The organism is Streptomyces aureocirculatus, from assembly GCF_000720475.1.
In the GTDB taxonomy this organism is placed as follows: domain Bacteria; phylum Actinomycetota; class Actinomycetes; order Streptomycetales; family Streptomycetaceae; genus Streptomyces; species Streptomyces aureocirculatus.
Window position 1 is genome coordinate 26257 of the sequence record NZ_JOAP01000026.1, and the last position, 26592, is coordinate 52848.

The 26592-nt window shown below is 72.8% G+C and carries 27 protein-coding genes; 16 read left to right on the forward strand and 11 right to left on the reverse strand.

Features of this window, described 5'->3' with window-relative positions; translation table 11 throughout:
- Positions 1 to 19: 19 nt before the first annotated feature.
- A complete protein-coding gene (locus IG78_RS0123905; protein WP_030566544.1) occupies positions 20 to 1423 on the reverse strand; it encodes a DUF6421 family protein in 1404 nt (467 codons plus the stop codon).
- A gap of 81 nt (positions 1424 to 1504) precedes the next feature.
- Positions 1505 to 2650, reverse strand: coding sequence for an alpha/beta hydrolase (locus tag IG78_RS0123910; RefSeq protein WP_078965470.1), 1146 nt, complete (start codon positions 2648 to 2650; stop codon positions 1505 to 1507).
- 418 nt (positions 2651 to 3068) lie between these two features.
- Here IG78_RS0123910 and IG78_RS0123915 point away from each other — a divergent pair, with 418 nt between their 5' ends.
- From IG78_RS0123915 to IG78_RS0123925, 3 genes are all read left to right on the forward strand, one after another.
- On the forward strand, positions 3069 to 3833 hold the full coding sequence (locus tag IG78_RS0123915) for a lysophospholipid acyltransferase family protein (RefSeq protein ID WP_051852904.1): 765 nt from the start codon (positions 3069 to 3071) through the stop codon (positions 3831 to 3833).
- Positions 3834 to 3967: 134 nt separating this feature from the next.
- A complete protein-coding gene (locus tag IG78_RS52210) occupies positions 3968 to 4093 on the forward strand; it encodes a hypothetical protein (RefSeq protein WP_263972731.1) in 126 nt (41 codons plus the stop codon).
- Between the two features lie 76 nt (positions 4094 to 4169).
- Complete coding sequence (locus IG78_RS0123925) at positions 4170 to 4853, forward strand: glycerophosphodiester phosphodiesterase (RefSeq protein WP_030566549.1); 684 nt, start codon at positions 4170 to 4172, stop codon at positions 4851 to 4853.
- Positions 4854 to 4905: 52 nt separating this feature from the next.
- Here IG78_RS0123925 and IG78_RS0123930 read toward each other — a convergent pair whose 3' ends face one another.
- Positions 4906 to 5460, reverse strand: a complete 555-nt coding sequence (locus IG78_RS0123930; protein WP_030566551.1) for a GNAT family N-acetyltransferase — start codon at positions 5458 to 5460, stop codon at positions 4906 to 4908.
- Between the two features lie 233 nt (positions 5461 to 5693).
- Here IG78_RS0123930 and IG78_RS0123935 point away from each other — a divergent pair, with 233 nt between their 5' ends.
- The 5 genes from IG78_RS0123935 (at position 5694) to IG78_RS0123955 (ending at position 9580) form a co-directional block, all read left to right on the forward strand.
- On the forward strand, positions 5694 to 6080 hold the full coding sequence (locus tag IG78_RS0123935; protein WP_030566553.1) for a VOC family protein: 387 nt from the start codon (positions 5694 to 5696) through the stop codon (positions 6078 to 6080).
- 224 nt (positions 6081 to 6304) lie between these two features.
- Entirely contained in the window at positions 6305 to 6880 is a 576-nt protein-coding gene (locus IG78_RS0123940; protein WP_030566555.1) for a DUF5134 domain-containing protein, read from the forward strand.
- Positions 6881 to 7060: 180 nt separating this feature from the next.
- Positions 7061 to 7996, forward strand: coding sequence for a M56 family metallopeptidase (locus tag IG78_RS0123945; protein WP_030566557.1), 936 nt, complete (start codon positions 7061 to 7063; stop codon positions 7994 to 7996).
- Between the two features lie 62 nt (positions 7997 to 8058).
- The gene (locus IG78_RS0123950; RefSeq protein WP_051852905.1) at positions 8059 to 8754 is read left to right on the forward strand and encodes a phosphatase PAP2 family protein; all 696 of its coding nucleotides are present in this window, start codon (positions 8059 to 8061) and stop codon (positions 8752 to 8754) included.
- A 106-nt stretch (positions 8755 to 8860) separates the two neighbouring features.
- On the forward strand, positions 8861 to 9580 hold the full coding sequence (locus tag IG78_RS0123955; RefSeq protein WP_030566559.1) for an HAD family hydrolase: 720 nt from the start codon (positions 8861 to 8863) through the stop codon (positions 9578 to 9580).
- A gap of 183 nt (positions 9581 to 9763) precedes the next feature.
- Here IG78_RS0123955 and IG78_RS0123960 read toward each other — a convergent pair whose 3' ends face one another.
- Positions 9764 to 10009 (reverse strand): DUF2630 family protein, encoded by a 246-nt coding sequence (locus IG78_RS0123960; RefSeq protein ID WP_030566560.1) that lies wholly within the window; start codon positions 10007 to 10009, stop codon positions 9764 to 9766.
- 209 nt (positions 10010 to 10218) lie between these two features.
- On the opposite strand from IG78_RS0123960, the gene IG78_RS0123965 reads away from it, so the two are divergent.
- Together IG78_RS0123965 and IG78_RS0123970 are read left to right on the forward strand one after the other, a co-directional pair.
- On the forward strand, positions 10219 to 10836 hold the full coding sequence (locus tag IG78_RS0123965) for a TetR/AcrR family transcriptional regulator (RefSeq protein ID WP_030566561.1): 618 nt from the start codon (positions 10219 to 10221) through the stop codon (positions 10834 to 10836).
- Positions 10837 to 10849: 13 nt separating this feature from the next.
- Complete coding sequence (locus IG78_RS0123970; RefSeq protein WP_404827727.1) at positions 10850 to 11551, forward strand: histone deacetylase; 702 nt, start codon at positions 10850 to 10852, stop codon at positions 11549 to 11551.
- Positions 11552 to 11579: 28 nt separating this feature from the next.
- On the opposite strand, the gene IG78_RS0123975 is transcribed toward IG78_RS0123970, so the two are convergent.
- The 3 genes from IG78_RS0123975 to IG78_RS48310 form a co-directional block, all read right to left on the reverse strand.
- Complete coding sequence (locus tag IG78_RS0123975; RefSeq protein ID WP_030566563.1) at positions 11580 to 12548, reverse strand: threo-3-hydroxy-L-aspartate ammonia-lyase; 969 nt, start codon at positions 12546 to 12548, stop codon at positions 11580 to 11582.
- The gene (locus IG78_RS0123980; RefSeq protein ID WP_030566564.1) at positions 12545 to 13276 is read right to left on the reverse strand and encodes a helix-turn-helix transcriptional regulator; all 732 of its coding nucleotides are present in this window, start codon (positions 13274 to 13276) and stop codon (positions 12545 to 12547) included. The genes IG78_RS0123975 and IG78_RS0123980 overlap by 4 nt, the downstream gene beginning before the upstream one ends.
- A 211-nt stretch (positions 13277 to 13487) precedes the next feature.
- Positions 13488 to 14147 (reverse strand): hypothetical protein, encoded by a 660-nt coding sequence (locus tag IG78_RS48310; RefSeq protein WP_107054992.1) that lies wholly within the window; start codon positions 14145 to 14147, stop codon positions 13488 to 13490.
- Between the two features lie 234 nt (positions 14148 to 14381).
- Here IG78_RS48310 and IG78_RS0123990 point away from each other — a divergent pair, with 234 nt between their 5' ends.
- Both IG78_RS0123990 and IG78_RS0123995 read left to right on the forward strand, forming a co-directional pair.
- Positions 14382 to 15083, forward strand: coding sequence for a FadR/GntR family transcriptional regulator (locus IG78_RS0123990; RefSeq protein WP_030566566.1), 702 nt, complete (start codon positions 14382 to 14384; stop codon positions 15081 to 15083).
- Positions 15084 to 15142: 59 nt separating this feature from the next.
- Positions 15143 to 16426, forward strand: coding sequence for a CynX/NimT family MFS transporter (locus tag IG78_RS0123995; protein WP_051852906.1), 1284 nt, complete (start codon positions 15143 to 15145; stop codon positions 16424 to 16426).
- A gap of 91 nt (positions 16427 to 16517) precedes the next feature.
- Here the strand turns inward: IG78_RS0123995 and prcB are convergent, their stop codons facing one another.
- A complete protein-coding gene (gene prcB, locus IG78_RS0124000; RefSeq protein WP_030566568.1) occupies positions 16518 to 17363 on the reverse strand; it encodes a proteasome subunit beta in 846 nt (281 codons plus the stop codon).
- Positions 17364 to 17600: 237 nt separating this feature from the next.
- Here prcB and IG78_RS0124005 point away from each other — a divergent pair, with 237 nt between their 5' ends.
- Positions 17601 to 19076 (forward strand): FG-GAP repeat protein, encoded by a 1476-nt coding sequence (locus IG78_RS0124005; protein ID WP_030566569.1) that lies wholly within the window; start codon positions 17601 to 17603, stop codon positions 19074 to 19076.
- Between the two features lie 164 nt (positions 19077 to 19240).
- Complete coding sequence (locus IG78_RS0124010) at positions 19241 to 19912, forward strand: AIM24 family protein (protein ID WP_030566571.1); 672 nt, start codon at positions 19241 to 19243, stop codon at positions 19910 to 19912.
- A gap of 59 nt (positions 19913 to 19971) precedes the next feature.
- Here IG78_RS0124010 and IG78_RS0124015 read toward each other — a convergent pair whose 3' ends face one another.
- A complete protein-coding gene (locus tag IG78_RS0124015; RefSeq protein WP_030566573.1) occupies positions 19972 to 21246 on the reverse strand; it encodes an MFS transporter in 1275 nt (424 codons plus the stop codon).
- A gap of 208 nt (positions 21247 to 21454) precedes the next feature.
- Here IG78_RS0124015 and IG78_RS0124020 point away from each other — a divergent pair, with 208 nt between their 5' ends.
- On the forward strand, positions 21455 to 22117 hold the full coding sequence (locus tag IG78_RS0124020; protein WP_078965473.1) for a TetR/AcrR family transcriptional regulator: 663 nt from the start codon (positions 21455 to 21457) through the stop codon (positions 22115 to 22117).
- A gap of 47 nt (positions 22118 to 22164) precedes the next feature.
- Here the strand turns inward: IG78_RS0124020 and IG78_RS0124025 are convergent, their stop codons facing one another.
- Entirely contained in the window at positions 22165 to 22884 is a 720-nt protein-coding gene (locus IG78_RS0124025) for an SDR family NAD(P)-dependent oxidoreductase (RefSeq protein ID WP_030566577.1), read from the reverse strand.
- A 70-nt stretch (positions 22885 to 22954) separates the two neighbouring features.
- Here IG78_RS0124025 and IG78_RS0124030 point away from each other — a divergent pair, with 70 nt between their 5' ends.
- Entirely contained in the window at positions 22955 to 23563 is a 609-nt protein-coding gene (locus tag IG78_RS0124030) for a MarR family winged helix-turn-helix transcriptional regulator (RefSeq protein ID WP_078965474.1), read from the forward strand.
- Positions 23564 to 23602: 39 nt separating this feature from the next.
- Here IG78_RS0124030 and IG78_RS0124035 read toward each other — a convergent pair whose 3' ends face one another.
- The gene (locus IG78_RS0124035; RefSeq protein WP_030566581.1) at positions 23603 to 26524 is read right to left on the reverse strand and encodes an FAD-binding and (Fe-S)-binding domain-containing protein; all 2922 of its coding nucleotides are present in this window, start codon (positions 26522 to 26524) and stop codon (positions 23603 to 23605) included.
- Between the last annotated feature and the right edge of the window lie 68 nt (positions 26525 to 26592).

Sequence of the window (26592 nt, forward strand, 5' to 3'; positions counted from 1 at the left end):
GCCTCCTTGGTGCGGCCGCTCACGCGGCGACCTTCTCGGCTCCCGAGCCCGCGGTGATCCCCTTGGTGGAGGCGATCACGGCCTTCAGCTTCTTGGAGAGCGCCTCATAGAACATGCTGAGCGGAAACTCGTCAGGAAGCACCTCGTCGACCAGTTTCCTCGGCGGCAGCGAGGTGTCCAGGGCGTCGGGGCCCTTGGCCCAGCGGGAACCCGGGTGCGGGGAGAGGTAGGTCGAGACCAGCTCGTACCCGGCGAGCCAGTGGACCAGCTTCGGGCGGTCGATGCCGTCGCGGTAGAGCTTCTCTATCTCGGCGCAGAGCTGGTTGGTGACCTGGGGCGCACGCTCCCAGTCGATCTTCAGCTTGTTGTCGGTCCAGCGGACGACGTCGTGCTTGTGCAGGTAGGCGAAGAGCAACTGGCCGCCGAGACCGTCGTAGTTGCGTACGCGTTCACCGGTGACGGGGAAGCGGAACATCCGGTCGAAGAGCACCGCGTACTGCACGTCGCGGGCTTGGGACACACCGTCGGCCTCCAGCTTCACGGCCTCCTTGAACGCCGTGAGGTCACAGCGCAGCTCTTCGAGGCCGTACATCCAGAACGGCTGCCGCTGCTTGATCATGAAGGGGTCGAAGGGCAGGTCGCCGTGGCTGTGGGTGCGGTCGTGGACCATGTCCCACAGGACGAAGGCCTCCTGGCAGCGGTCCTGGTCGTCGAGCAGCGCGCGGACGTCGTCGGGCAGCGTGATGCCCAGGATGTCCACGGCGGCCTCGGTGACACGGCGGAAGCGGGCCGCCTCGCGGTCGCAGAAGATGCCGCCCCAGGTGAAGCGCTCGGGGGCCTCGCGCACCGCGATCGTCTCGGGGAAGAGGACGGCCGAGTTCGTGTCGTACCCGGCGGTGAAGTCCTCGAAGGTGATGCCGCAGAACAGCGGGTTGTCGTAGCGCGTGCGCTCCAGCTCTGCGAGCCACTCGGGCCACACCATGCGCAGCACGACCGCCTCGAAGTTGCGGTCGGGGTTGCCGTTCTGCGTGTACATCGGGAAGAGCACGAGGTGCTGCAGGCCGTCCTCGCGGCGGGCCGCGGGCTGGAAGGCGAGCAGCGAGTCAAGGAAGTCCGGCACCTGGAAGCCTTCGTCCGCCCAGCGGCGCAGGTCGGCCGTCAGGGCCTTGTGGTACGCCTCGTCGTGCGGGAGCAGCGGGGCGAGCAGCTCCACGGCGGAGATGGCACGGCCGACCGCGCGCTCGGCCGCGGTGCGCGACGGGGCGCCCTCGCGCTCGAAGTCGATCGACCCGTCCTTGGACTGCCAGGGCCTGATTTCTTCCACGGCACTCTTGAGTTCCGGCCAGGCCGGGTGGTCCACCACTCGTCCGTCGGCGTGGACACCCACGCCCTCTGTCACCGTCTGCACAAGAATTTCCGTCATTACCCACCCTCCACAGGAGAACCTCGCGTATGGACACCGTATGGGTGCGAGCTTCTCGGCCACAAGAGGGGATCCGGGAAATTATCCTGCCTCACCCCCTGCCCCGCCGCTGTTTTTCCTTTCCCCTACGGTCGCAGCGATCGCTTCCGCCACTGTTTCCTGGGCGGTACGGGCGTCCGCGAGGAGCTCGGGGAAGGCGAAGAACCCATGGAACATGGCCGGGAAGTGGCTCTCCAACACGGGGACTCCGGCGTTCTTCAGCCGCACCGCGTAGGCCCTGCCCTCCGTGCGCAGCGGGTCGTGCCCCGCGGTGACGACATGGGCGGGCGGCAGTCCGGCGAGGTCCGCGAGGAGCGGCGAGACGCGCGGGTCCTCCGGGTCTCCCCCGGCGCGCAGATGGGCGCCCAGGTACTGGTCGCGGAACCAGCGGCAGTGGGCCTGGGTGAGGAACGAGGACTCGACGGCCCGGTCTCCGCCCTCGCGCCCGCCCCCGCCGACGTCCCTGACGGTGCGCTCACGTGCGTCGAGCGCGGCGTAGAGGAGCACCTGGAGGGCGATGGCCGGGCCTGCGCGGTCGCGCGCCCACAGGGCGGACACGGCCGCGAGGTTGCCGCCCGAACTGTCGCCCGCGACCACCAGCGGCCCGTGCTCGCCGCCCAGCTCACCGCGGTGCGCGGCGGCCCATTCGACGGCGGCGCACGCGTCTTCGACGGCCGCGGGGAAGGGGTGCTCCGGGGCCAGGCGGTAGTCGACGGAGACGACGGCGGCCCGCGCCCCGCGGCACAGCCCCCGCGCGGTCGCGTCATGGGTGTCCAGGTCGCAGATCGTCCAGCCGCCGCCATGGAAGAAGACGACGGTGGGCCGGGGCTCCGGTTCGGCCGAAGCCTCCGGGAGATAGATCCGCACGGGCAGTTCCGGCGCCCCCTCGGGCCCCGGAACGGTCCGGTCCGCCGCCGAGCCGACCCGGGGCGCCGGGAACGGCCTCGCGGGTGCGGCGGCAAGGACCCGGCGCGCCTCGGCGGCATCGGTGACGGCTCCCCCGAGATCGGGGAAGAACGCGGCGAGCGCGGCCAGGAGGGGACGGGCTTCGGGGGCGAGGTCCACCACATCGGCTCGATCGCCGTGCGCGGGCTCTGCCCCCTGCGGGGAGCCGGGGTCGACGGGGAACCGCACGTTTCCTCCAGGGAGTCGGGTTTCCAGGGCGTGCCAGTCGTTGCGGTCAGTCATACGGCCGGTCACCGGAACTCGAAAGGGAATCGCCACCTCAGATTTTCGACACCCTGACGGATTACGCCGTAAGCCGACTCCTGCGTATACGAATTCGACGGGGCGGGCCCGGAAACCAGCCCCCGCAAAAGGAGTTCATCACCCCGCGACGCCCGCCGAACACCTCGCCCACCGTCGGCGTCCCGGCAGCTCAGCACGGTCGCGCCGATCCCGACCCGCACCCGCCGAAGAACGCTCCGCGTTCCAACATTTCACCGGCGCGATGGTTGGCGAGGCCACAACTCCGCCGCATTCCGGCCCCTTCGCGGCAGGTGCCGGGACTGGCCGATTACGCGTTCTCCCTGCCTCCCCACAAGGCCACTAGCGTTCCCCGACACGGGGGCAGTCACGGGGGCAGTCATGGAGGGGGCTCACAGGCATGTTCTACCGCTTGTTCAAGTGCGTGGTCCTGGTCCCGCTGTTGCGGTGGCTCTTCCGGCCGCGGATCGAGGGCCTCGAAAACGTGCCCCGCGGCGGCGCGGCGATCATCGCGGGCAACCACCAGTCGTTCTGCGACCAGTTCCTGCTGGGCGTGACGCTGCGGCGGCGCATCAGCTTCCTCGCGAAGATGGAGTACTTCACGGGTAAGGGGCTCAGGGGCCGCCTTTCCGCGGCGTTCTTCCGGGGCATCGGGGCGATCCCCGTGGACCGTTCGGGTAACGGGGCCGGGCAGGCGGCGGTCGAGTCGGGCCTCGGGGTCCTGCTGGACGGCGGACTTCTGGGGATCTTCCCGGAGGGGACGCGCTCGCACGACGGCCGTCTGTACAAGGGCAGGGTGGGGGTGGCGGCCATGGCCCTCCGCTCGGGTGCGCCGGTGGTCCCGTGCGCGGTGATCGGCACGTTCGAGGCGCAGCCCGCGGGCCGCAGGGTGCCGCGCGTCGTGCCGATCACGCTCCGCTTCGGCACGCCCCTCGACTTCTCCCGGTACGCGAACCTGCCGGACCGGCACGCCGCGCTGCGGGCGGCCACGGACGAGATCATGTACGCGATCCTGGTCCTTTCCGGCCAGGAGTACGTCGACCGGTACGCGACGGACGCGAAGGCGGAAGCGCAGGCCGATGCGACGGCGCGGGCGCGGGCGGGAGCGCTGACGCAGCCGCCGGTCGCCGAGCGGGCGGCGACCCCGCAGGCCCCGGCCGCCTGAAACCGGCCCGCGGGAGGGCCCGGGTCAACTCCGTGACGACGCGCCCACCCACGGGTGAGGCCGCTCGCGATCACAGGGGCCACGGCGGTAGGACGGGCCGGGCAAGCCCGCTCCGTCCGAGAGGCCGCGAACCCTTGAGCACCCGTGCCGTCCTTGTCGCCGCACTCATCACCGGGCTCGTCCTCGGCATCGTCGGCACCAGACCGGACGACTCCACTCCGTCGCGCGGGTACGGTCCCGTCGCCGAGGCGGGCGATTAGGCTGCGGGCTTGCCGCGTGGTCGTGAGCCGCCGCACCACGGGCATCCGAGCCGCCGTCGACGGAAGCGAGTGAACCTTGAACTTCGTCACCATCGGTCATCGCGGTGTCATGGGTGTCGAACCCGAGAACACCCTGCGTTCGTTCGTCGCCGCGCAAGCCGCGGGTCTCGACATCATCGAACTCGACCTGCATCTGAGCAAGGACGGCGCCCTCGTCGTCATGCACGACGCCGATGTGGGGCGCACCACCGACGGCGAAGGCGCCATCGCCGACAAGACGCTGGCCGAGCTGCGCGATCTCGATGCCGGCGACGGCGAGCGCGTCCCCGTCTTCGAAGAGGTACTCGACGCCGTCACGGCGCCGTTGCAGGCCGAGATCAAGGATGTGGCGGCCGCCCGCGCGCTCGCCGGGATCATGAACGGGCGCGATCTGACCGGCCGGGTCGAGGTGCTCTCCTTCCACGACGAGGCGCTCGCCGAGATCACCCGGCTCGTCCCCGGCGTACGGACCGCGCTCGTCGCCAGTCGGTACGGCACGGACGTCGTGGAGCGCGCCACGGCGGTCGGCGCAGGCGCGCTCGTACTGAACATCCGGCGCCTGACCCTTGAGATCGTGGAGCGTGCGCGCCAGGCCGAGCTGCGGATCATCGGCTGGGTCGTGAACACCCAGGACGATCTGCGGCTCGTGCGCGCCCTCCAGTTGGACGGCGCGACGACCGACTACCCGGAGATCAAGCGCACGGGCCGCTTCACCGCCTGAGAACCGGGTGCGGCCTCGGACCGGCGTGCGGCCGGGGATCCGTGTGCGGCGGTCAGCCGATCTCCTTGACCAGGAGCTCGAACTGGAGGTCGTCGCGCTGCGGGATGCCGAAGCGCTCGTCGCCGTACGGGAAGGGGGTCATCTTTCCCGTACGGCGGTAGCCGCGCCGCTCGTACCAGGCGATGAGTTCCTCGCGTACGGAGATCACGGTCATGTGCATCTCGCGCACGCCCCACGCCTCGTGCGCCGTCCGCTCCGCCTCCGCCATGATGACCTTGCCGAGACCCGCGCCCTGGAGCGCCGGGCTGACGGCGAACATCCCGAAGTAGGCGTGCTCACCTCGGTGTTCCAACTGGCAGCAGGCGACTATGTGGCCCGCCCGCTGTACGGCGAGCAGCTTGCTGTCCGGTGCCGCGATGACGGCGGCGACGCCCTCGGGGTCGGTGCGCCGGCCCTCCAGGATGTCCGCCTCGGTCGTCCATCCGGTCCGGCTGTCGTCCCCGCGGTACGCCGACTCGACGAGCGCGACGAGGGCGTCGACGTCGGCCTCGGTGGCGTCCCGGAAGCTCAGGTCGCCGTGGGTGCTCGGGCGCGGGGCGGTGTGCATGGCGGCGTGTCTCCGATCTCCGGTGCCGCGGCGGCTGCCGGGGCCCGGCTGCGGCGGGTGTCCGTGCGGTGGGCGGTGCCCGTGTGGTGGGCGGTTCCCGTGTGGTGGGCGGTGCCCTGCGGTGGGCGGTGGCGGTGGGCGGGTGCCCGTGCGGCGGCCGCGCGACTCGCGCACCACCGCGCGCGCTCCGCCACGCGCATGCTGAGGGTAACGCGGCGCTAGGGTGCGGCCGCATGGTGCACGTACTCAGCAGCAGGGTCCTGCTCCGCCCCACCAACCCCGAGCGGTCCCGCGTGTTCTACGGCGGTGATCTGGGCCTGGCCGTGTACCGCGAGTTCGGCACGGGCCCCGAACGCGGCACGGTCTACTTCCTCGGCGGCGGCTTCCTGGAGGTCTCCGGCCGCGCCGAGGAGCCCGCGTCGCCCGCGGTGCGCCTATGGCTCCAGGTGGCCGACGTGACGGCCACGCACGAGGAACTGGCGACGCGGGGCGTGCGTATCCTGCGCCCGCCGGTCAGGGAGCCGTGGGGCCTGATCGAGATGTGGATCGCGGACCCGGACGGCACCCGGATCGCGGTGGTGGAGATCCCGGAGGACCATCCACTGCGGTACCGGCCCTGATCCCGGGCCCGGGAGACCGGGACCAGCAGGGCGGGTCCCGAGGCTGACCCCGGCGGACCGGGACCAGCGGACCGGAACCGGAGTGAGCCCGGGGTCGGGGCCCCGGTGGAGCGTCGAGTGGTGCCCTTTCGCGCTCCCGCCGTACCTCCGTGCGCTCCCGTACGCCGCCCCGCGGCCGGGCATCGACCCTCACGACGGCATGCCCGCGATCGGGGAGGTGCTCCATGCACGGACCGGGGTCGGCGAGCTGGCTGCTCGTGGTGCTCTGCGCGGGGAGCGGTGCCTACTGCCTGCTGCGCATGCGCAGCGGTGTCGAGGAGCAGCGGCGCACCGCGGGGGGCGAGGCGCTGATGGGGTTCGGCATGGCGGTGATGGCGGTGCCCGCGGCCGTGCTCGACCCGCCGCGGGAGGTGTGGCTCGGGTACGCGGCGGTGTTCGCGGCGGCCGGGCTGCGCATGGCGTGGCCGCCCGGACGCGGGCCGCGCCACCTGCACCACGCCGTGGGCGCGCTCGCGATGGTGTACATGTCGGCGGCCATGGTCACGGCCCCGGCCGGGCACGCGGCCGGGCACGGCGGCGCGGGGGTACCCGCGGTGACAGGTGCGCTGCTGGTGTACTTCGCCGGGCACGTACTCCTCTCCGGCGCGCGGCTCGCGCCGGTGGGCGGGGCCGTGACCGCGGGCGAGCGGGGCCACCCACCGCTGGAGGCGGTCGTCGGCTGGGCCGACCGGCCGGAGCTCGTCCTGGTGTGCCGCCTGGCGATGAGCATGGGGATGCTGGCGATGCTCCTGGCGCTCTGAGAGGTGCCAGGGGGTTCAAGAGGGCTCAAGGGGTGCGAGGGGTTCAAGAGGGCTCAAGGGGTGCGAGGGGTTCAAGGGGGGAGCGACGGGGTGTACAGCGGGGCCGGGGCCGTCGTGGCGTACGTCACTTGCGGTGGCTGACCGTACCGCCGCGTGCCGCGCCCCTCATAGGGTTGACCCATGATGGTCCCCGTCGCGCTGATGCTGCTTGGCGCGCTGACCGCCGTCCTCGCCCCCAGATTGCTCGCGCGGGCGGAGTGGGTCGAGCGCGAACCCGTGGTCGCGCTGTGGGTGTGGCAGTGCGTGGTGGCCGCCGTCCTGCTGTGCTGCGCCCTGTCGATGACGTTCAGCGCGGCCGCCGCCTGGCAGGCGGTCCGCGGCCATCTCTTCGCCCCCGCGCCCAGCGGTGTGGTCGAGGCGTACGCGCTCGGACCGACCCCGTGGGCGACGGTGACGGCCGTGGTGCTCGCCTGCGGCGGCGTGTGGACCGGCGCGATGCTCACCCGCGAGATCGCCCGCGCGAAGGCCCGCCGCGCCCGGCGCCGCGCCGAACTCGTGGTGCGGGCCCCGCTGTTGCCAGGCGAGGAGCCCGGCGCCGACCGGCTCGTGGTCCTGGAGGGCAAACGGCCCGACGCCTGGTGGCTGCCCGGCGCCGCGCCCCAACTGGTCATCACCACCGCCGCGTTGCGCCGCCTGAAGGGCCGTCAGCTCGATGCGGTGCTCGCCCACGAGCAGGGGCACGCGCAGGCCAGGCACGACTGGCTCCTGCACTGCTCGGGCGCGCTCGCGGTGGGCTTCCCGCAGGTCCCGGTGTTCGCCGCGTTCCGGGACGAGATGCACCGCCTGGTCGAACTGGCCGCCGACGACGTGGCTTCGCGCCGCTTCGGCCGCCTCACCATCGCTCTCGCCCTCGTGGAGCTGAACGAGCACCGGGGTGTGTTCGGGCCCTGCCCGAGCACCCACCACGCCCATGTGCCGCAGCGCGTCCACCGCCTGCTCTCGGCCCGTCCGCGGCTCACGGCGGGACGGCGCCTCCGGCTGACGGCGGCCGCGGCGCTCGTGCCCGTGGTTCCGCTCCTCGTGGCCTTCGTCCCCGCGCTTCGCGCACTCGGCTGAGTTTCGCGCCCTCCATCGGCCCCGGACAGGTTTCACCGCCCACCATCGGCAAGGATCACGGCATGCGTTCCGCACTCTCGCCGACGACCGCGCGCGCCTCCGCCGCCCCCCGCGCCGCCCTGTTCCTCGCCGTACCGACCGTGCTGCTACTCGTCCTGGTGGCCGCCGAGTGGGGGCCGCTGCTCGGCCTCGACGGCGACATCGCCCGGACCACGCACCGCTGGGCGGTGGCGCACGACGGGTCGACCAGGACGGCCCGCATCCTGACGGACTGGGTGTGGGACCCGTGGACGATGCGCGCGCTGTGCGCGGCCGTCGTGCTCTGGCTGGTCGCGCGGCACCGTGCGTGGCTGCTCGCGGGCTGGCTCGCGGCCACCTGTCTGCTCGGCACGCTGGTGCAGCAGGGCCTGAAGGCGGCCGTCGGGCGGGACCGGCCGACGTGGCCGGACCCGGTGGACTCCGCGCACTTCGCGGCGTTCCCCTCGGGGCACGCGATGACGGCGACCGTGGTGTGCGGGCTGCTGCTGTGGCTGATGCGGCTGTACGGGGCGGGGGCCCTGGTGTGGCGTGCGGGACTCGCCGTGGCGGCGCTTTCCGTGGTCGGCGTGGGACTCACCCGGGTGTGGCTCGGGGTGCACTGGATGTCGGACGTCGTCGAGGGCTGGCTGCTCGGGGCGCTGACGGTGGCGCTCGCCGTGGCGGCGTACGAGCGCCATGTGCCCGAGGCGCAGCGCCCGGGACGCGGCGGACCCGCCTGACGCCCCGGCGGACCCGCCTGACACCCCCGCGGCGACGGGTGCCCCCGCTACTCGGCCCGCGCGGTGTCCTTGACCCCTGTGCGGCCGGTCCCGGAGGATCTTCGGCATGGCGTTCAAGGGCGTGCTCTTCGACTTCTCGGGGACTTTGTTCCGCATCGAGTCCGCCGCGTCCTGGCTGCGCGGCACGCTCGCCGGGCGCGGCCTGACGCTGCCGGAGGCCGAGGTGGCGCGGCTCGCGGTGGCGCTCGACCGCGCGGGCGCGCTGCCCGGGGGCTCGCCGACGGTCGGCGCAGTCGGCGTACCTGACCACCTCGTGGAGCTGTGGGGGCGGCGGGACGAGAGCGCTGAGCTGCACCGGGCGGCGTACACGGGCCTCGCCCGGACGGTGGCACTGCCGGATCCCGCGCTGGTCGACGCCCTGTACGAGCGCCATCGGACACCGGAGGCCTGGCGTCCCTACGCCGACGCGCGCGAGGTCCTGCGCGGACTGCGGGCTCGCGGCGTGCGCGTGGGCGTCGTCAGCAATATCGGGTGGGATCTTCGGCCCGTCTTCGAGGCCCATGGCCTGGCGCCGTACGTCGACGCGTACGCCCTTTCGTACGAGCACGCCGTGCAGAAGCCGGACACGCGGCTGTTCGCCTTCGCCTGCGACGGCCTCGGTGTCGCGCCGCAGGACACGCTGATGGTGGGCGACGACCGGGGTGCGGACGGCGGCGCGGCCGCGCTGGGCTGTGCGGTGCACTTCGTGGACCATCTGCCGGTGGAACAGCGGCCGGACGCGCTGCGGGCCGTGCTCGGGCTCGCCGGAGGCACGGGGGCGCCCTGAGCACACCTCCCTGAGCGTCGGGCGCCCTGAACCCGGGGGTGGGCACGGAGGTGCCCCGCGCACGGCGGGTGCCCTGCCCACGGCGGGTGCCCTGCCCACGGCGGGTGCCTCGCGCACGGCGGGTTGCTGTACACCGCACGCCTGCACCGTACCGCCGCACCGGCGTGCGGTGCCCGGCGCCGCCTACGACTGATAGTTCTCGACCTGTGCCGCCGGCCGCGCCCGCACGGCGCCCGGGTCGCCGCCGAACTCGGCCGCGGCCCGCCGCCTGCGCAGCAGGTCCCAGCACTGGTCGAGATCGCGTTCCAGGGCGCCGAGGCGGGCCCGTTCCGTCGCCTCGTCGATCGCTCCGGACGCGAGCGACTCCCGCAGGGTCTTCTCGGCGTCGACCATCTCCGCGATCCGCGCCAGAATCTGCTGTTGATCCATGTCCAAGCGCCTCCTCGGCCTCCTGAGCAACTCTAAGGAGGCCGAGACGGATCCGCGAGGAGAGCACGACGGCTCCCGTCCACGCCGACCCGAGGGCAGGCAACACTCCCCCGCGGTGTTGCCTGCCCCAGGCGGCACCGGCCCATGACGGCGGGGCCGGGGCTCCCTGAGTATATTGGCTCTGAGCCAGTCAACGCAGGAGTTACAGGATGTCCCCGCGTAGCCCATCGGTCAATGAAGAGTTGCGCCGACGTTCCAGAGAGCGGCTCCTGCAGGCGACGGTCGAGCTGGTCGGCGAGCGGGGTTACGAGGCCACGACCCTCGCGGACATCGCCGACAGGGCGGGTTCGGCCCGCGGCCTGGTGTCGTACTACTTCCCGGGAAAACGGCAGCTCCTGCAGTCGGCCGTACACCGCCTCATGCATCTGACGCTGCAGGCCGCCCTGGAGCGGGAGCCCCGCACGGAGAACGGGGACGAACTGCTCGCCCGCGCCATCGACGCGATCCTCGGTCTCGCCAGGGACCGGCCGGTGCTGATGCGCACCCACATGGCGGGCATCCTTCAGGCCGAGGGCTTCGTGCAGTGCCCGGAGCAGCAGCGGCTCGCCTTCCTGCTGCGCGAGGCGGTGTCCCGGCACGGCTCCGCGGAGTCGGAGACGGACTACCGCATGCTGCGGGCGCTGCTGATGGGTGCCGTCTTCGCCCTGCTCATCCCCGGCGCGCCGATGCCCTTCGACGTCCTGCGCGCCGAACTCTTCCAGCGGTACGACCTGGAGTGGCAGTGTGGCGCCCCGCCGAGCGCGGTGCCGCCCGAGGGCCGGTTCTAGGCAGGGGGTACGGATGAACCGCGTACGGACGATCCAGGAACGACGGCAGGGGACGCCGTCGGAGGCCGAGGCGCCTGAGGTGCCTGAAGCTCCCGAGGTGCCCGAGCTCGTCTGGTACGCGGCCTACGGCTCCAACACGCGCCTGGGTCGTCTCATGCACTACCTGGTGGGCGGGCGGCCCGCCGGGACGGCCCTCGACTGCCCCGGCTGCCGGGACCCGCGCCCGCCGCGGAGGTCCGTGCCCGTGGAGCTCCGGGGGGCGGTGTATTTCGCGACGGAGTCGGCGCTCTGGTCGGGCGGCAGGGCCTTCTACGACCCGGGCGCGCGGGGACGGGTGTACGCGCGCGCCCATCTGCTGACGGCGGAGCAGTTCCGTGACATCGCCGCCCAGGAGATGTACCGGGCGCCCGGCACAGGACCCGATCTGGCGCAGGCGCTGCGGCACGGCCGGGCACGGCTCGGTCCCGGCAGGTACGAGACGCTGGTGTGCCCCGGGACCCTGGACGGTTTCCCGGTGCTCACCTTCACCGCGCCGTGGTCGTCGGGGGACGTCCCCCTCAACGCCCCGGCGGGCGGCTACCTCCGCCAGTTGGCCGAGGGCCTCCTTGAGGCCGCCGCGTGGGACCGGGACGCGGTGACCGCGTACCTCGCGGGGTGCCCGGGAGCCGCGGGCCGGTGGACGCCCCGGCAGGTGGCGGAACTGCTGCCGGGCTGAGCGGCCGGGGCGCACGGCGGCCCGGGCGTCAGCCGCCGCAGAGTTCGGCGAAGCGCCGGGCGTCGATGTTGCCGCCGGACAGGATGATGCCGATGCGGGGCGGGACTTCGTCGAGCCGTCCGGCGAGGGCTGCGGCCAGGGCGGTGGCGCCGCTGGGCTCGACGACGGTCTTCAGGCGTTCGAAGGCGAACCGCATCGCCTTGCGGATGTCGTCCTCCGAGACCAGGGCGATGTCGTCGACGAGTCGCCGGTTGACGGAGAAGGTCAGTTCGCCCGGGATCTCGGCGGCCTGGCCGTCGGCGATGGTGCGCGGAACGGGGATCGTGACCCGGTGCCCGGCCGCGAGCGAGCGCTTGGTGTCGTCGCCCGCCTCCGGTTCGACGCCGACCACACGGATGCCCTCGCTCAGGCCCTTCACCGCGGTGGCGCTGCCCGCGATGAGCCCGCCGCCGCCCACCGGCGCGAGCAGCAGGTCCAACTCGCCCACTTCCTCCATGAGTTCGAGGGCCGCGGTGCCCTGGCCCGCGATGACGTGCGGGTGCTCGTACGGCGGGATCAGGGCGAGGCCGCGCTCGGCGGCCAGGGCCTGACCGATGGCGACACGGTCGCCGGTGTAGCGGTCGTACGTGACGATCTCGGCGCCGTAGCCCTCGGCGGCCTCGCGCTTGGAGCGCGGGGTGTCCTCGGGCATGACGATCACGGCGCTGCTGCCGAGTTCGCGGGCGGCGAGGGCGACTGCCTGGGCGTGGTTGCCGGAGGAGAACGACGCGATGCCCTTGGCCAGTTGCTCCGGCGCGAGACGGGAGACGGCGTTGTAGGCGCCGCGGAACTTGAAGGCACCGACGCGCTGGAGGTTCTCGCACTTGAGGAAGACCTCCGCGCCGACGCGGGCGTCCAGGGTGCGGGAGCGGAGTACGGGCGTGCGGTGGGCGACGCCCTTGAGCCGGGCCGCGGCGTCGCGGACGTCGTCGAGGGTGACCGGAGGTGTACTCGTCATGCGGATGCTCCCTGGGAGGTGGCGGGCCCGGCCGCTTCGGGGCCCTGGGCGCGGGCTTTGGCGAGGTAGCTGTACGCGGACGCGCGGGAGATGCCGAGGCGGGCGGCGACCTGGGGGACCGCCCGCCGGACGGTGAAGACACCGCGCTCGTCGAGCCCGCGGAACAGGGCGACGCGCGCGGCGCGGTCGAGCTCGCTCCACGGGCGGCTGTGTTCGAGCTGGTGGGCGTCGACGACGGAACTCACCACGGCGTCGACGACATCGGCGGCGGCGCCGAAGGTGGTGGTCGGCACCTCGGCCGGGACCGACACGCCCGCGAGTTCCCCGATCAGGGTGCCGACCTGCTGGACGGCGGTGATGTCGAGGTTCACGCACACCGCGCCGAACACCGCGCCCGCGCTGTCGCGGAGCAGCATCGTGGACGACTTGACCAGCTTGCCGGTCTGGGTGCGGGTCAGATAGTTCAGCTCGTCGTCGGCGGCGTCGCCGCGCGCGAGCATCCCCATCCCGATCTCGCTCATCGCGCCGCCGACGTCGCGCCCGGTGACCGATCCCGCGACAGCCACGACGGACTGCTCAGGACGCCGGTAGTCGTGCACGACCACCTCGCACAGGGAGCCGAAGGTGGCGGCGATGCCGTCGGCCACGGGGGTCACGGCGGCGAGGATCGCGTCCCGCTCGGCGTCCCCCGCCCTCGGGTCGGCACTCGTACTGCCCTCGTCGCTCATCCCGGCCCCCGCGCTCCCTCTCGCACCCACACGACGCGCACGTACATACGTACAGCCGTCTTGGACACAATGTACACACGCTGGACGAAATATCCAGACCAGTGTCCAGACCCTTATGCGTCCGGGCATGCGGCGGGCCCCCGGGCCGCCGCCCGCGGAGTCGTTCCGTGGGCGGGGGCCCGGGGGCCCGGGTTCGCGAGGGGGCGCGGGGTCAGCGCACGGTCACCGTGAAGACCGGGGACAGGGTCGTCCCGCTCTTCATCCGCAGTTCTTCCTTGCCCTTGAGGCCGAGCTTCGCGCGCAGCGAGTACGTGCCGGACTTGTTGACGGTGGTCGTCACGGGCAGCGTCTTCCAGGCGCCGTGCTGCTTCTGCTGGAGGGACACCTTGCTGCCGGCCTTGACGCCGGTGGCCTTGCCGGAGATGCGGACCTCCTGCCAGGCGCGCACGGAGGTCGCCGACGGCTTGGCGGTCAGCGCGGCCTTCGGGGCGGTGGGGCTGGTCTTCTGCGTGCCGAGGCTCCTGCCGGTCCTGACGTCCCAGATCGAGTACGGCGTGCCGCCGCCCTGCGTCTTGGAGTACAGGCGCTTGCCGTCGGGGCTGAGGTGCAGGTAGATGCCGTCCTTGACGGTCTGGCCGGGCTTCAGCGCCTTGCCGTTGTAGTACGGCTTGCCGCCCTTGACGGGGATGGTGACACCGGCACCGATGTCGATCTTGACGGGCTTGGGGGCGGCGGTCTGCACGGCGGCGGCGCGCTGCGGGGCCGGGGTGCTCGCGAGGGCGGCCGCGGCCGGGGCCAGCAGCGCCGCACCCGCGGCAAGGGAGATGGTGGCGGTACGCAGGGCGCTGCGGCGGTGATTGGTGTGGCGCATGGTGGCGATTTTCCCCTTCACGGTACGGAACTCGCGGTATGCCCTCTGCCTTCCGGCGAGTGCTGTATGAACCTATTGGTCCGGCATTACGGATTTCCCGAGATCATGTAACGGTGCCCCATAGATCACTTCACTGGCGGGGCACGACACGGCTTCGCCCCCGGTTTCCGCCGATTGACAGCATGAAACATGGGATGTTCCCATGTCTGCATCCCAGAGGAAGGCAGCACACCGATGCCGCTGCGCAGCACCGCACGCACCAACCTGGTCGACCTCGTCATCGCCCAGATGGAGAGCCTGATCTCCGACGGCGAGTGGGAGGTCGGCACGAAGATCCCCGCGGAGCCGCTGCTCGTGGAGCAGCTCGCCGTGGGCCGCAACACCGTGCGGGAGGCGGTCCGCGCCCTGGTGCACACCGGCATGCTGGAGCCGCGTCAGGGCGACGGCACCTATGTGCGGGCCGACAGCGACTTCGGCGCGGCCGTGCAGCGGCGGCTGCGCCGGGCGAGCGTCCTGGACGCGTACGAGGTGCGCGCCTCCCTGGAGCGCGACGCGGCCCGGTACGCCGCAGAGCGCCGCACACCGGAGGACCTGGCCGCCCTGCGCACCGCGCTCGCCGAACGCCGCACGGCCTGGGAGAGCGGTGACACGGACGCCTTCATCGACGCCGACATGACCTTCCACCGCACCGTCGCGGCGGCGGCCCACAACCCCGTACTCGCCGAGCTGTACGGGCACCTGAGCGACGCCATGCGCGCCACCCTGCAGTCCGTGATCGGCGCGGCCGTGCCCGACTCCGTGCGGCACCAGATCGACGCCCACGACGCGATCGTGGACGCCATCGAGGCGCGGGACGCCGGGGCCGCCGAGGCCGCGGTGCTCGCCCATCTCGCCGAGGGCATGGCCGCGCTGCGCGAGCAGTCCCCGGCCGACTGAAACCCCATCGGCCCAGGCCTCGGCCCCCGTACCACCCACGCGATTCCCAGGAGAACGACATGCGCAGCCAAGGGCCCGCCACCACGCCCACCGCGGCGGCGGCGGACACCGGCCCCACGGCGACCGACCGCCCGCCGGTGGCCCCGCCGGGCGTCACCGGCCGGGGCGCCCTGTGGCTCGGGCTCGGGGTCGTCCTGCTCGCCCTCAATCTGCGTCCCGCCCTGGTCGCGGTCTCACCGCTCGCGGACACCATCCGCGACGAGAGCGGCATGTCGGCCGCGGCCATCAGCCTCCTCACCGCGCTGCCGCTGCTCTGCTTCGGTCTGCTCGCGCCCGTCGCGCCGCGCCTCGGCCGGCGCTTCGGCACCGAGCGCGCACTGCTCGCCACCATGGTGCTCATCGGCGCGGGCACGGCGTTGCGCATGCTGGACTCGGTCGTCGCGCTGTTCGCGGGCACCGTCGTCATCGGCGCGGGTATCGCCGTGGCCAATGTGCTGCTTCCGGGGCTGATCAAGCGGGACTTTCCCGCGCGGGCCGGGCTGATGACGGGTCTCTACTCGATGTCGCTGTTCGGCGGCGCCGCGCTCGCGGCCGGTGTCACGCTGCCGGTGCAGCAGGCGTCCGGCATGAACTGGCGGACGACGCTGGCCTGTTGGGGCGCGCTCGCCCTGGTGGCCCTGGTGGTGTGGCTGCCGCAGCTCCGTACGAGGACGCGGGTCGCGGCGGCCGTGGTCCGGCAGGCGGCACACCCGGTCCGCGGCCTGTGGCGCTCGCCGCTCGCCTGGCAGGTGACCGCGTACATGGGCCTGCAGTCGCTCAACTACTACGCGGCGGCGGCCTGGTTGCCGACGCTGCTCCAGGACGCCGGGATGAGCGCGGGCGACGCGGGCTGGATGCTGTCCTTCTCGTCGCTGCTCGGCATCGTCGGCTCGTTCGTGGCGCCCGTCATCGTCGGCAGGCGGTTGGGGGCCGGGACCCTCGCGGCCGTCGGCGCGCTGCTGTGCGCGGTCGCGTACGCCGGGCTCCTGATCGCCCCGGTCGGCGGCGCCTATCCGTGGATGAGTCTGCTCGGGCTCGGCCAGGGCGCGGCGATCAGCCTCGCGCTGCTCTTCATCGTGCAGCGGGCGCCGGACGCGCGGCACGTCGCCCAGTTGTCCAGCATGGCGCAGTGCTTCGGCTACATCCTCGCCGCCACCGGCCCCACCGTCCTCGGCGCCGTGCACGACGCCTCCCACAACTGGACGGTGCCGGTCGTGGTCCTGCTCGTCCTGCTCGTACCGCAGATCGTGGTCGGCTTCGGAGCCGCGCGCGACCGGCAGGTGGCGGGCAGCCCGCAGGCCTGAGTCATCACGCCGGCACCGGCGCGCGAGGCCGGGGCGGTCCGCCGGTCACTGACCCTGCGGGCCCGGCGCTGGGGCAACGGGCCACGCGGTCCTACAACACCGGCGCCCGCGGCCCGTCCGGCGCCTCCAGGCGGCTCTCCACCACCGAGCGGGCCACCTCGGCGACCTCGTCCTGCGGGAGCTGTCGGTAGCCCTCCTCCGTGACCAGGGACACCCGTGGGAAGAGGCGGCGGGTCAGGTCGGGTCCGCCGGTGGCCGAGTCGTCGTCCGCGGCGTCGTACAGCGCCTGGACGGCGGCGAGGACGACGTCCTGCTCCGACATGCCCCGGTGGTAGAGCTTCTTCAGGCAGCCGCGGGCGTAGACCGAGCCGGAGCCGGTGGCGGCGATGCCGCGCTCCTCGCTGCGGCCGCCCGTGACGTCGTACGAGAAGACCCGCCCCACGCCCTTGTCCAGGTCGTACCCGGCGAACAGCGGGACGACGGCCAGGCCCCGCATCGCCATGGCGAGGTTGCCGCGGACCATGGTGGTGAGGCGGTTCGCCTTGCCGACCAGGGACAGGGCGGTGCCCTCGATCTTCTCGTGGTGCGCCAACTCCAGTTGGAAGAGCTTGACCAGTTCCACGGCGAGACCGGCGGTGCCCGCGATGGCTATCGCGGAGTGCCCGTCGGCGGGGAACACCTTGTCGTACTCGCGGTGGGCGATGACGTTGCCCAACGTGACCCGGCGGTCGCCTGCCACCAGGACGCCGTCCGCGTACGTCGCCGCGACGATGGTGGTGCCGTGCGGCGCGTCGAAGCCGTCGTGCGCGACCGGCAGGGACCGCCGGGCGGGCAGCAGGTCGGGCGCCTGCGCGGCGAGGAAGTCGAGGAAGGACGAGGACTCGGGTGCCGTGAACGCGGGCGGAAGGCCGCCCGCTGCACGCGGTTCGGTGTTCATGCGCCCCTCCCGGGCATGCCGCCGGATCTTGAGGCGCACCCTACCCCGGGCCCTCAAGTCCTGAACCTCCGCCGGAAGTCGCGCACGCGACGTCGCGTACGCGGCGGAGAGCCGGTGGGAAAGTCCCGTACAACCCTTCCGCACGAGCCGCGGTCGAACTGGGCACCGGACGAGGAACGGGCCCTCTCCGGACTCACCCCCGCGCTGCCCGGTCACCTTCCTGCACAGGAGTCGCTCGTGCGCAAGAACCATTCGGCCGCCGTCGCCGCGGCCTCATTCCTTCTGATCGCGGGAGCGGGCATCGTCACCGCACCGGCCGCCTCCGCCGGCACCCCCGGAGGTACGCGCGCCGACGACCGCAACAGCGACTTCAACGGCGACGGCCACGAGGACGTCCTGGTCGGCGCGCCCGGTGCGACGGTGAGCGGCAAGAAGGGCGCGGGCCTCGTCACCGTGCAGTACGGCTCGAACAGAGGCATCGGTACGAGCGACGTGGCCCGGTTCAGCCAGTCCACGGCCGGGGTTTCGGGCGCCGCCGAGACCGGTGACGGCTTCGGCACGGCCGTCGCCACCGGTGACCTGGACGCCGACGGTTACGACGACGCGATCGTCGGCATCCCCGGCGAGGACCTCGGCGACACTGCGGACGCAGGCGGTGTCGCGATCCTCTGGGGTTCCGAGCAGGGCCTGAAGGGCACCGCGAGTGACTGGCTCCAGACCCAGGAGCCCGTCCGGGGCGAGAAGTTCGGCTCCGCGGTGACCGCCGCCCGCCTCACCAGTGAGACCCCCGGCGACGTGCTCGCCGTCCTCAACTCGGGCGGCCTCGAACTCTTCGTGTACGACGCGGCGCCGCAGGCGCGCGCCGCCACCCCGCTGAAGCGACTGGCCGTCAAGGGGCCGACCGCACGGGCCGATCAGCGGCACATCGAGCCGAAGTCCCTGACCACCGGCGACTACGACGACGACGGCTTCGCCGACCTGGTGGTCTCCGGGGTGACCGCCGACGAAGAGTCGGGGCACGGCTGGTCGTCGTACTACAAGGGCGGTGAGGCCCTCATGTACGTACACGACCTGCGCGGCGGTCCCGCCGCCGCGTCGGGCGACATCAACGGCGACGGCTTCGACGACCTGGTCACGGGTGAGCCGCACTCCCCCGACGACGGCGGCGAGACGCTCACCGGCGGCCTGGTGGGCGTGCGCTACGGCTCCGCCGATGGCATCTCGCAGGACGTGAAGTGGTGGACCCAGGACTCCGCGGGCGTGCCCGGCACCGCCGAGCGCGGGGACAACTGGGGCGCCGACCTCTCGGTGGCCGACACGAACAAGGACGGCTACGCGGACGTGGCGGTCGGGGCGCCGGGCGAGGACATCGGCACGGTCGCCGACGCGGGCGCGGTGTGGGTGCTGCGCGGTTCGGCCGCCGGTGTGACCGCGACCGGCGCCAAGTCCTGGGACCAGAACTCGGCCGACGTCCCCGGTACCGCGGAGAAGGGCGACAAGTGGGGCGCCCAGGTACGCCTGACCGACCCCGACCGCGACGGGCGCTTCGGGCTGCTCGCCTCGGCACCCGGCGAGAACGCGGGTGACGGTGTGGTGTGGGTGCTCCCGGCCGGGTCCGGCGGGGTCACGGCCGCGGGATCGTGGACGTACGGGGCCGGTTCGCTGGGCGCGCCCGCGCGGGGCGCGGCGTTCGGGGCGGCCGTCGACGAGTGACGGGTCCTGGGCCTTGGGCCTTGGGCTGTGAGCCGCCCCCTGCCGAAGTCGCGGCCGCCATGGCCGAAGGTCGCTCCCCGCCGCTCGTGGGCGCGACCTCGGTCCGGTGGCCGTACACCGCCGAAGACTTGGCGAGCCGCCCCCCTGCGGTGCACGATGCCCGCATGAAGAGCGACCTTTTCTCCACGGAGTACGTGGCGCAGCCCGCGGCGGCCCCCGGCATGAGCCTGCACAACTCCAAGTCCATCCGTTACGCCGTGAACGGCGAGATGCTGGCACGGCAGGGCGCGATGGTCGCCTACCGCGGGAACCTGCAGTTCGAGCGCAAGGGCCAGGGCGTCGGCGGGATGCTCAAGCGTGCCGTCACCGGCGAGGGTCTCGCGCTGATGGCGGTGCGCGGCCAGGGTGAGGCGTGGTTCGCGCACGAGGCGCAGAGCTGCTTCGTCGTCGACATCGAGCCGGGCGACTCCCTCACCGTCAACGGCCGCAACGTGCTGTGCTTCGACGCCACCCTCGCGTACGAGATCAAGACGGTGAAGGGTTCGGGCATCACCGGTGGCGGGCTCTTCAACAGCGTCTTCACCGGCAGCGGCAGGCTGGGGCTGATCTGTGAGGGGGAGCCGCTGGTGATCCCCGTGTCGCCGCAGGCCCCGGTGTTCGTGGACACCGACGCGATCGTCGGCTGGACCACCAGTCTCCAGACCTCGCTGCACCGCTCCCAGTCCATCGGCTCGATGATCCGCGGCGGTTCCGGGGAGGCGGTGCAGTTGAAGCTGGAGGGTGAGGGCATGGTGGTGGTCCGACCGACGGAGGCGACGCCGCACAAGCCCCAGTAGCGCCAGCCGTCACCCGGCGGTCGTCACCCGCCACGCGGTGCCCGGTGCCCGTCGGCAGATCAGCAGCCGACGGGCGCCGTCGTCTCCTCCCCCGGCGCGGCGGCGCCCGCCCGGGGCGCGTGCTCGGCGCCCGTCGCTTGCTCGGACGACGTCAGCCGGGTCCGCAGCATCGGCAGGGCGCACAGCACGATCAGCAGGGCGACGGCTCCGGCGACCAGGGCCACCGAGACCCCCGCGGTGGCGCCGAACCGGTCGTAGAGGACCCCGGAGACGGCCGCCCCGATCGCGATGCCGCTCTGCAGACCGGCGATCATCCACGTCATCGCCTCGGTGAGCTGGTGCTCCGGCGTCACACGCTCCACGATCCCCATGATCACGACCATGGTGGGGGCGAAGAAGACACCGGCGAGGAACACCACCGCGACCATCCCGGCGACGCCGTCGACGAACAGGAACGGCAGCGTGGTCAGCGCGGTGCCGCCGACACCGAAGAGCAGCAGCCGGGGCAGCGGCACGTCCGGCTGCCTGGCACCGAAGAGCAGCCCGGAGAGACCCGAGCCGATGGCGTAGACCGCGAACACCAGTCCCGCGAGGGACTTGTCGCCCTGCTCCTCGGCGAAGGCGAGACCCATGGTGTCGACCATGCCGGGCACGGCCCCGCCGCAGAGCAGCACGAGCGCGAGCAGCAGCACGGGCGCCGAACGGATCGCGGAGGCACCGCCCGCGTTGTCGGCCCGTGCCTTCACGGGCGGTTCGGTGCGCTTCTGCGGTACGAACAGAGCGACGCCCACGAGCAGCAGCAGACCCGCGAACAGGGGCGCGGCCTGCGGGAACAGTGCCGTGGAGAGCACCACGGCGAGCGCGGGACCGATGACATAGGTCAACTCGTCGACCACCGACTCCATGGAGTATGCGGTGGTCAGCCGCGGTGTGCCCCGGTAGATCTCCGTCCAGCGCGCGCGGACCATGGCGCTCATGCTCGGCATGAGCCCGGACACCAGGGCGCAGAGGAACAGGGTCCAGCTCGGCGCGCCGGTGGTGGCGCAGATCAGCAGGGCGCCGAGCCCGAGCACGCTGACACCGGTGGCGAGCGGCAGGACGCGGCTCTGTCCACGCCGGTCCACGGCCTTGGACACCTGGGGGCCGAGGAAGGCCATGGAGAAGGTGAAGGCGCCTGCGACCAGGCCCGACAGGGCGTACTCACCGGTCGTCTCGGACAGCATCGTCAGGATGCCCATATGGGTCAGGGGCAGCGGAAGCCGGGCCAGGAGGCCCGCGGAACTGAACGCTTTGGCGCCGGGAGCGGCGAATATCTCGCGGTACGCGTTGGTCATCGGTCGTCCTGTCGCTGGGAGCGGAGTCGGCCCGGCCCGGGGCCGTGCGGATGCGGGCGGGCGCGGATGCGGGCAGGCGCGTCCGGCCGGTCCGGATACCCGCACGGGCAACTATCGGGACTATCGTTCCACTTTCTATCACGTCCGACCCCGGGCCGGACGGGCGAGCGACTGTGTGCCCACCCGGTAACGTCGGCGGAAACAGGTCATGACCACGGCCGACGGGCATCGAGCAGCAGGGGGAGTCGCCCTGAACGAGGCGAGCAGCGACACGAAGAACGCGCCCGCCGTCACCGACGGCAGGCGCGTCAAGGGCGAACGGCGGCGCCGGGCACTGATCGAGGCGACGGTGCGTGTCATCGCGCGGGACGGCGCCGCGGGCGTCACGCATCGCACGGTGGCCCGCGAGGCGGAGTTGCCGACGACCGCGACGACGTACTACTTCAGCAGCATCGACGCCCTCCTGACGGCGGCGCTGACCCAGTGCATGGAGGAGGACTCCGCGCGCGTCGAGGCGCTGGCCGCCGGGCCGGGCGACGCCACCGGCAAGCGCCGGGCCCTCGCGCTGCTGATGGCGGAGATCCTGACCTCGCCCGGGCACCTCCTCGCGGAGTTCGAGCTGTACCTGCTGGCGGCGCGCCGTCCGGAACAGCGCGCCGCGACCCGCCGCTGGAAGGAGGCACTGGCCGCCTTCGCCCGTGAGCTCACCGACGACCCGGTGCGCGTCAAGCTCTTCACGCGGGCCTACGACGGGCTGCTCCTCCAGGCCCTCCTTGACGACGAGCCGCCGACCGCCGACGAGTTCGAGGACCTTCTGAGAGAGCTGCTGCCGGACGCGGAGGCGGACGCGGACGGGAAGAGTCCGGGCTAGGGCCTGTCCGGCAATTCCCGTCGCCGCCCGGAGGGCGGCCGCCGCTCTCACCGTGTGGCGCGCGCACCGCCGTTGACGTGCAGCACCTGGCCGGTGACGTGGCGGGCCGCCGGGGAGGCGAGGAAGACGACGGTGCCCGCGATGTCGGAGGGTGTCCCCGCGCGGCCGGTCGCCGTGGCCGCCACCAGTTGCTCCCGGCGTTCGCCGGACAGCTTGTCCCGGAAGAACTCGGTGTCGGCGATATAGCCGGGCGCGACGACGTTGGCAGTGATGCCGCGGCTGCCGAGCCGGCCCGCGAGGTCGATGTTCCAGTTGGCGAGGCCCGCCTTCGCGGCGCCGTAGGAACCGGCCGCCTGTTCCGCGGCGATCGAGCCGATGTGGACGACGGCACCGCCGGGGGCGAGCCGGTCCTCCAGGGCCTTGGTGGTGAGCGCGGCGCTGACCAGGTTGGCGTCGAGGTTGGCGCGGAAGTCCCGGGCATAGGCGGCCAGGTCCTGCTCGCCGTCGGCGTCCAGGTCCGTGTTGCCGCCCGCGTTGTTGACCAGGACGTCGATCCGCTCGGGCAACTGCGCGCGGAGGCGGGTGAGCGCGGCGGGGTCGGTGTGGTCGCAGACCGCGGTGCCGACTCCGGCCTCCGCGGCCAGCTCCGCCAGCGGTTCAGGACGGCGTCCGGTGACGACGACGCTGTCCCCCGCCGCGGCGAAGTGCCGTGCGATCGCACGGCCGATGCCCGTGCCGCCACCGGTGACCAGGATCGTGCGTGCCATATGCTGAGCTCCGAATCATTTTCGTTTAGGCCTATATTTAGAGCTCAACGTAACACTTGGGAGGCATGCGATGGCAGGGGGCGCCGACGTCGGGCCGGAGAGCGGCGGAGGGGGCGGTGGGGGCGGTGGGGGCCCGTACCCGCGTGCGGCCGAGGCGCACTCCGCGCAGGGGATCGCCGCCGCCTGGGAGCGCGAGCGGCCCGGAACGCCGGTCTCCTCGATCGGGATCATGACCCCGGTGTGGCAGTTGGCCAAGCTGTTCGGCGACGACAGGCGGCGGGTCCTGGCCCGCGCGGGGGTGGACGCCGCCACCCTCGACCTGCTCAGCGTGCTGCGCCGGAGCGGCCCGCCGTACGCGCTCAGCACCCGCGAGATCGGCCACCGTTCGCTGGTCACGGCGGGCGCCGTCTCGCAGCGCGTGGCGCGGGCCGAGCAGGAGGGCCTGGTGACCCGGGAACCGGCCCGCGGCCGCCCCCGCACGGTCCTTGTGACCCTGACTCCCACCGGCCACGACCTGGTCGAAGCCACCGTCGACCAGGTCCTGCACCGCGACGCCGACCTGCTCGCGGGCCTGACCCCCGATCAGCAGGCCACCCTCACCGAACTGCTCCAGACCCTGCTCGCGGACGTACAGCACCGCCTCGGCGACGACTGGATCGGGCACGTCGGTCAGGAGTGAGGCGGCGCTCCCCAAAGGGACGGCAGGGGCCCGCGTCGCTCAGAGCGCTTCGCGCAGCAACTGCGCCGGATGCCAGGCGGTGCGTTCCGTGCCGTGGAAGATCTGCTGGCGGCAGGAGGAGCCGGTGGCGACGACGACGGTGTCTTCGGGCGCGGCACGTACCGCGGGGAACAGGCGGTCCTCGCCCACGGTCATCGACATGTCGTAGTGCTCGGACTCGAAGCCGAAGGAACCCGCCATGCCGCAGCAGCCCGCGTCGAGTTCGCTCACCTCGACGCCGGGGATGCGCCGCAGCAGCGCCACCGTCGCGGCGGTGCCGACCTCGGCCTTCTGATGGCAGTGGCCGTGGAGGAGCAGGGTGCGGCCGTTGAGCCAGGAGTCCGTGCGCAGGGTGAGGGCGCCGTCGTCGATGGCCTCGGTGAGCAGTTCCTCCAGTTGGCGTACGCGTTCGGTGACGGCCTCGCGCGCGGAGTCGCGGGGCAGCAGCGCGCGGTGCTCGTCGCGCAGCGTCATCAGGCAGGAGGGTTCGCAGCCGGTGACGGGTGCCTCGGCGGGGGTGCTCTCCGTGAGGTGGTGGACCAGTTGGAAGGCCTTGTCGCCCGCGTCGTCGAGCAGGCCCTTGGAGAGGGAGGAACGTCCACAGCAGCCCCCGCTCTCCAACCGCACGTCCCAGCCCGCGCGTTCCAGCAACTCGACGGCTGCCCGGCCTATCTCCGGTTCGGTGTACGTGGTGAAGGAGTCGGCCAACAGGACCACCGGGCCCCGGGGGGCCGGGGACCGCGCGCCGGGACGGCGGGCGAACCAGCGCACCAGGTTGCGGCGGGTGTAGCGCGGCAGCGGGCGGTGCGGGGTGATGCCCACCGTACGGTCCAGGAGGCGGCGGACGAGCGGGATGCGGCCGGGCAGGTTGGACAGCGGGGCGGTCGCCGAGCCGAGGCGGTTGAGGGTGCGGACGGCCCCGAAGATCCGGGAGCGCAGCGGGGTGCCGTGCTCGTCGTGGTGGTGGGCGAGGGCTTCGGCCTTCAGGGACGCCATGTCGACGCCGAGCGGGCACTCGCTCTTGCACGCCTTGCACATCAGACACAGGTCGAGGACCTCGTGCAGCCGCTCGTCACCGAGCGCCGTGTGCGGGTCGGGCGCGGAGAGCGCCTTGACCAGGGCGCCCGCGCGCCCACGCGTCGAGTCCTGTTCGTCGCGCGTGGCCATGTAGGAGGGGCACATCGCACCGACGTCGCTCTTGCGGCACAGGCCGATGTTCATACAGCGGTCCGCCGCGGCCCGCATACCGCCCGCGACCTCGAAGTCGAGCCGGGTGCGCAGGCCGGGGGCGGGCGGCAGCGCCGGGTCGCGCAGGTGGTCCGTCATCGCGGGGGCGTCGACGATCTTGCCGGGGTTCAGCCGGTTCTCCGGGTCGAAGAGCCCCTTCACGCGCCGCATGGCCTCGTACAGCTCGTCCCCGAAGATCTCCCGGTTGAACTCGCTGCGCGCGAGACCGTCGCCGTGCTCGCTGGAGTTGACCCCGCCGTACTCGGTGACCAGGTCCTTGATCTCCTCGGCGACCGCACGCATGGTGTCCCGCTGCGCCGGGTCGGTCACGTCGAGGAACGGACGGATGTGCAGACAGCCCACCGAGCAGTGGCCGTAGAAGCCCGCCGTGAGGTCGTGCCGGTCGAGTACCTGCTTCAACCTGGCCGTGTACGCGGGCAGATGGACCGGGTCCACGGCGGTGTCCTCGATGAACGCCAGCGGCCTGCGGGTGCCCTCGCTCGCCGCCATCAGGAGGCCGAGGCTTGCCTTGCGCACCTTGAGCAGGGCGGCCCGGTCCGCCGGGGTGGTCGCGGCGAGGGTGTGGTAGCCGTGGCCGTGGCGCCGCCACAGGGACGTCAGGCGTTCGACGCCGCCGCTGAGTTCGCGTTCGTCGTCGCCGGTGAAGGACACGAAGAGCAGCGCGTCCGGGTCGCCTTCCAGGACGGTGGACAGGGACGCGTACTCGATCTTCTGGCGGGACAGGTCGAGGATCGTGCGGTCCATCAGCTCGACGGCGGCCGGGTCGCAGGCGAGGGCGTCCTGGGTGGCCTCGATGGCCCCGGCCACCGAGGTGAAATGGCCGACGGCGAACACGGTGTGCGCGGGCTTGGGGACGAGGTCCACCAGGGCGCGGGTGGTGAGGGCGAGCGTGCCCTCCGAGCCGACCACGAACTTGGCCAGGTCGAAGGGGGTGTCCTCGCGGGCGAGCCGGTCGAGCCGGTAGCCGCCCGCACGACGCCAGTGCCCCGGGAACCCGGTGGCTATGGCATCCCTGTGCGCGGCGACGAGCGCGGGCAGTTCGCGGTGGACGCGGCCGTCCAGGGTGGCGGCCCCGGCCCGGCCCGCGTGCTCCCCCGCGGTGAGGGGCGCGAAGTGGGCGGTGGTCGCGTCGGCGAGGACCACGTCGAGGGCGCGGACGTGGTCGATGGTCATGCCGTACCGCAGGGAGCCGCTGCCCGCCGAGTTGTTGCCGATCATGCCGCCGATGGTGGCGCGGTTGCTGGTGGAGGTGTCGGGGCCGAACATCAGGCCGTGCGGGGCCGCGGCACGGTTCAACTGGTCCTGGACCACGCCCGGTTCGACGAGCGCGGTGCGGCCCTCCGGTTCGAGGGCGACGATGCGCCGCATGTGGCGGGACAGGTCGAGGACGATGCCCGGGCCCGTGGTCTGGCCCGCGAGGCTGGTCCCGGCGCCACGCGGCACCACGGAGACCCCGTGCTCGGCCGCCGCGGCCACCGCCGCCCGCACGTCGTCGGCGTGCCGCGGGAAGACGACGCCGAGGGGCGTGATGGCGTACATGCTGGCGTCGCGGGCGAAGAGGTGGCGGCTGTAGTCGTCGAAGCGGACCTCGCCGTCGAGGTCGGCGCGCAACCGCCGGGCGAGGTCGCCGCTGTCGTCCCTGCCGACTTCCGTGGACTCGGTGCTCATGGTCATACGACACGCTCCCTTGGTCTCACCGGCACGTCTCCGGCCACGCCCACGCAGGGGGAACGGGACGGGCC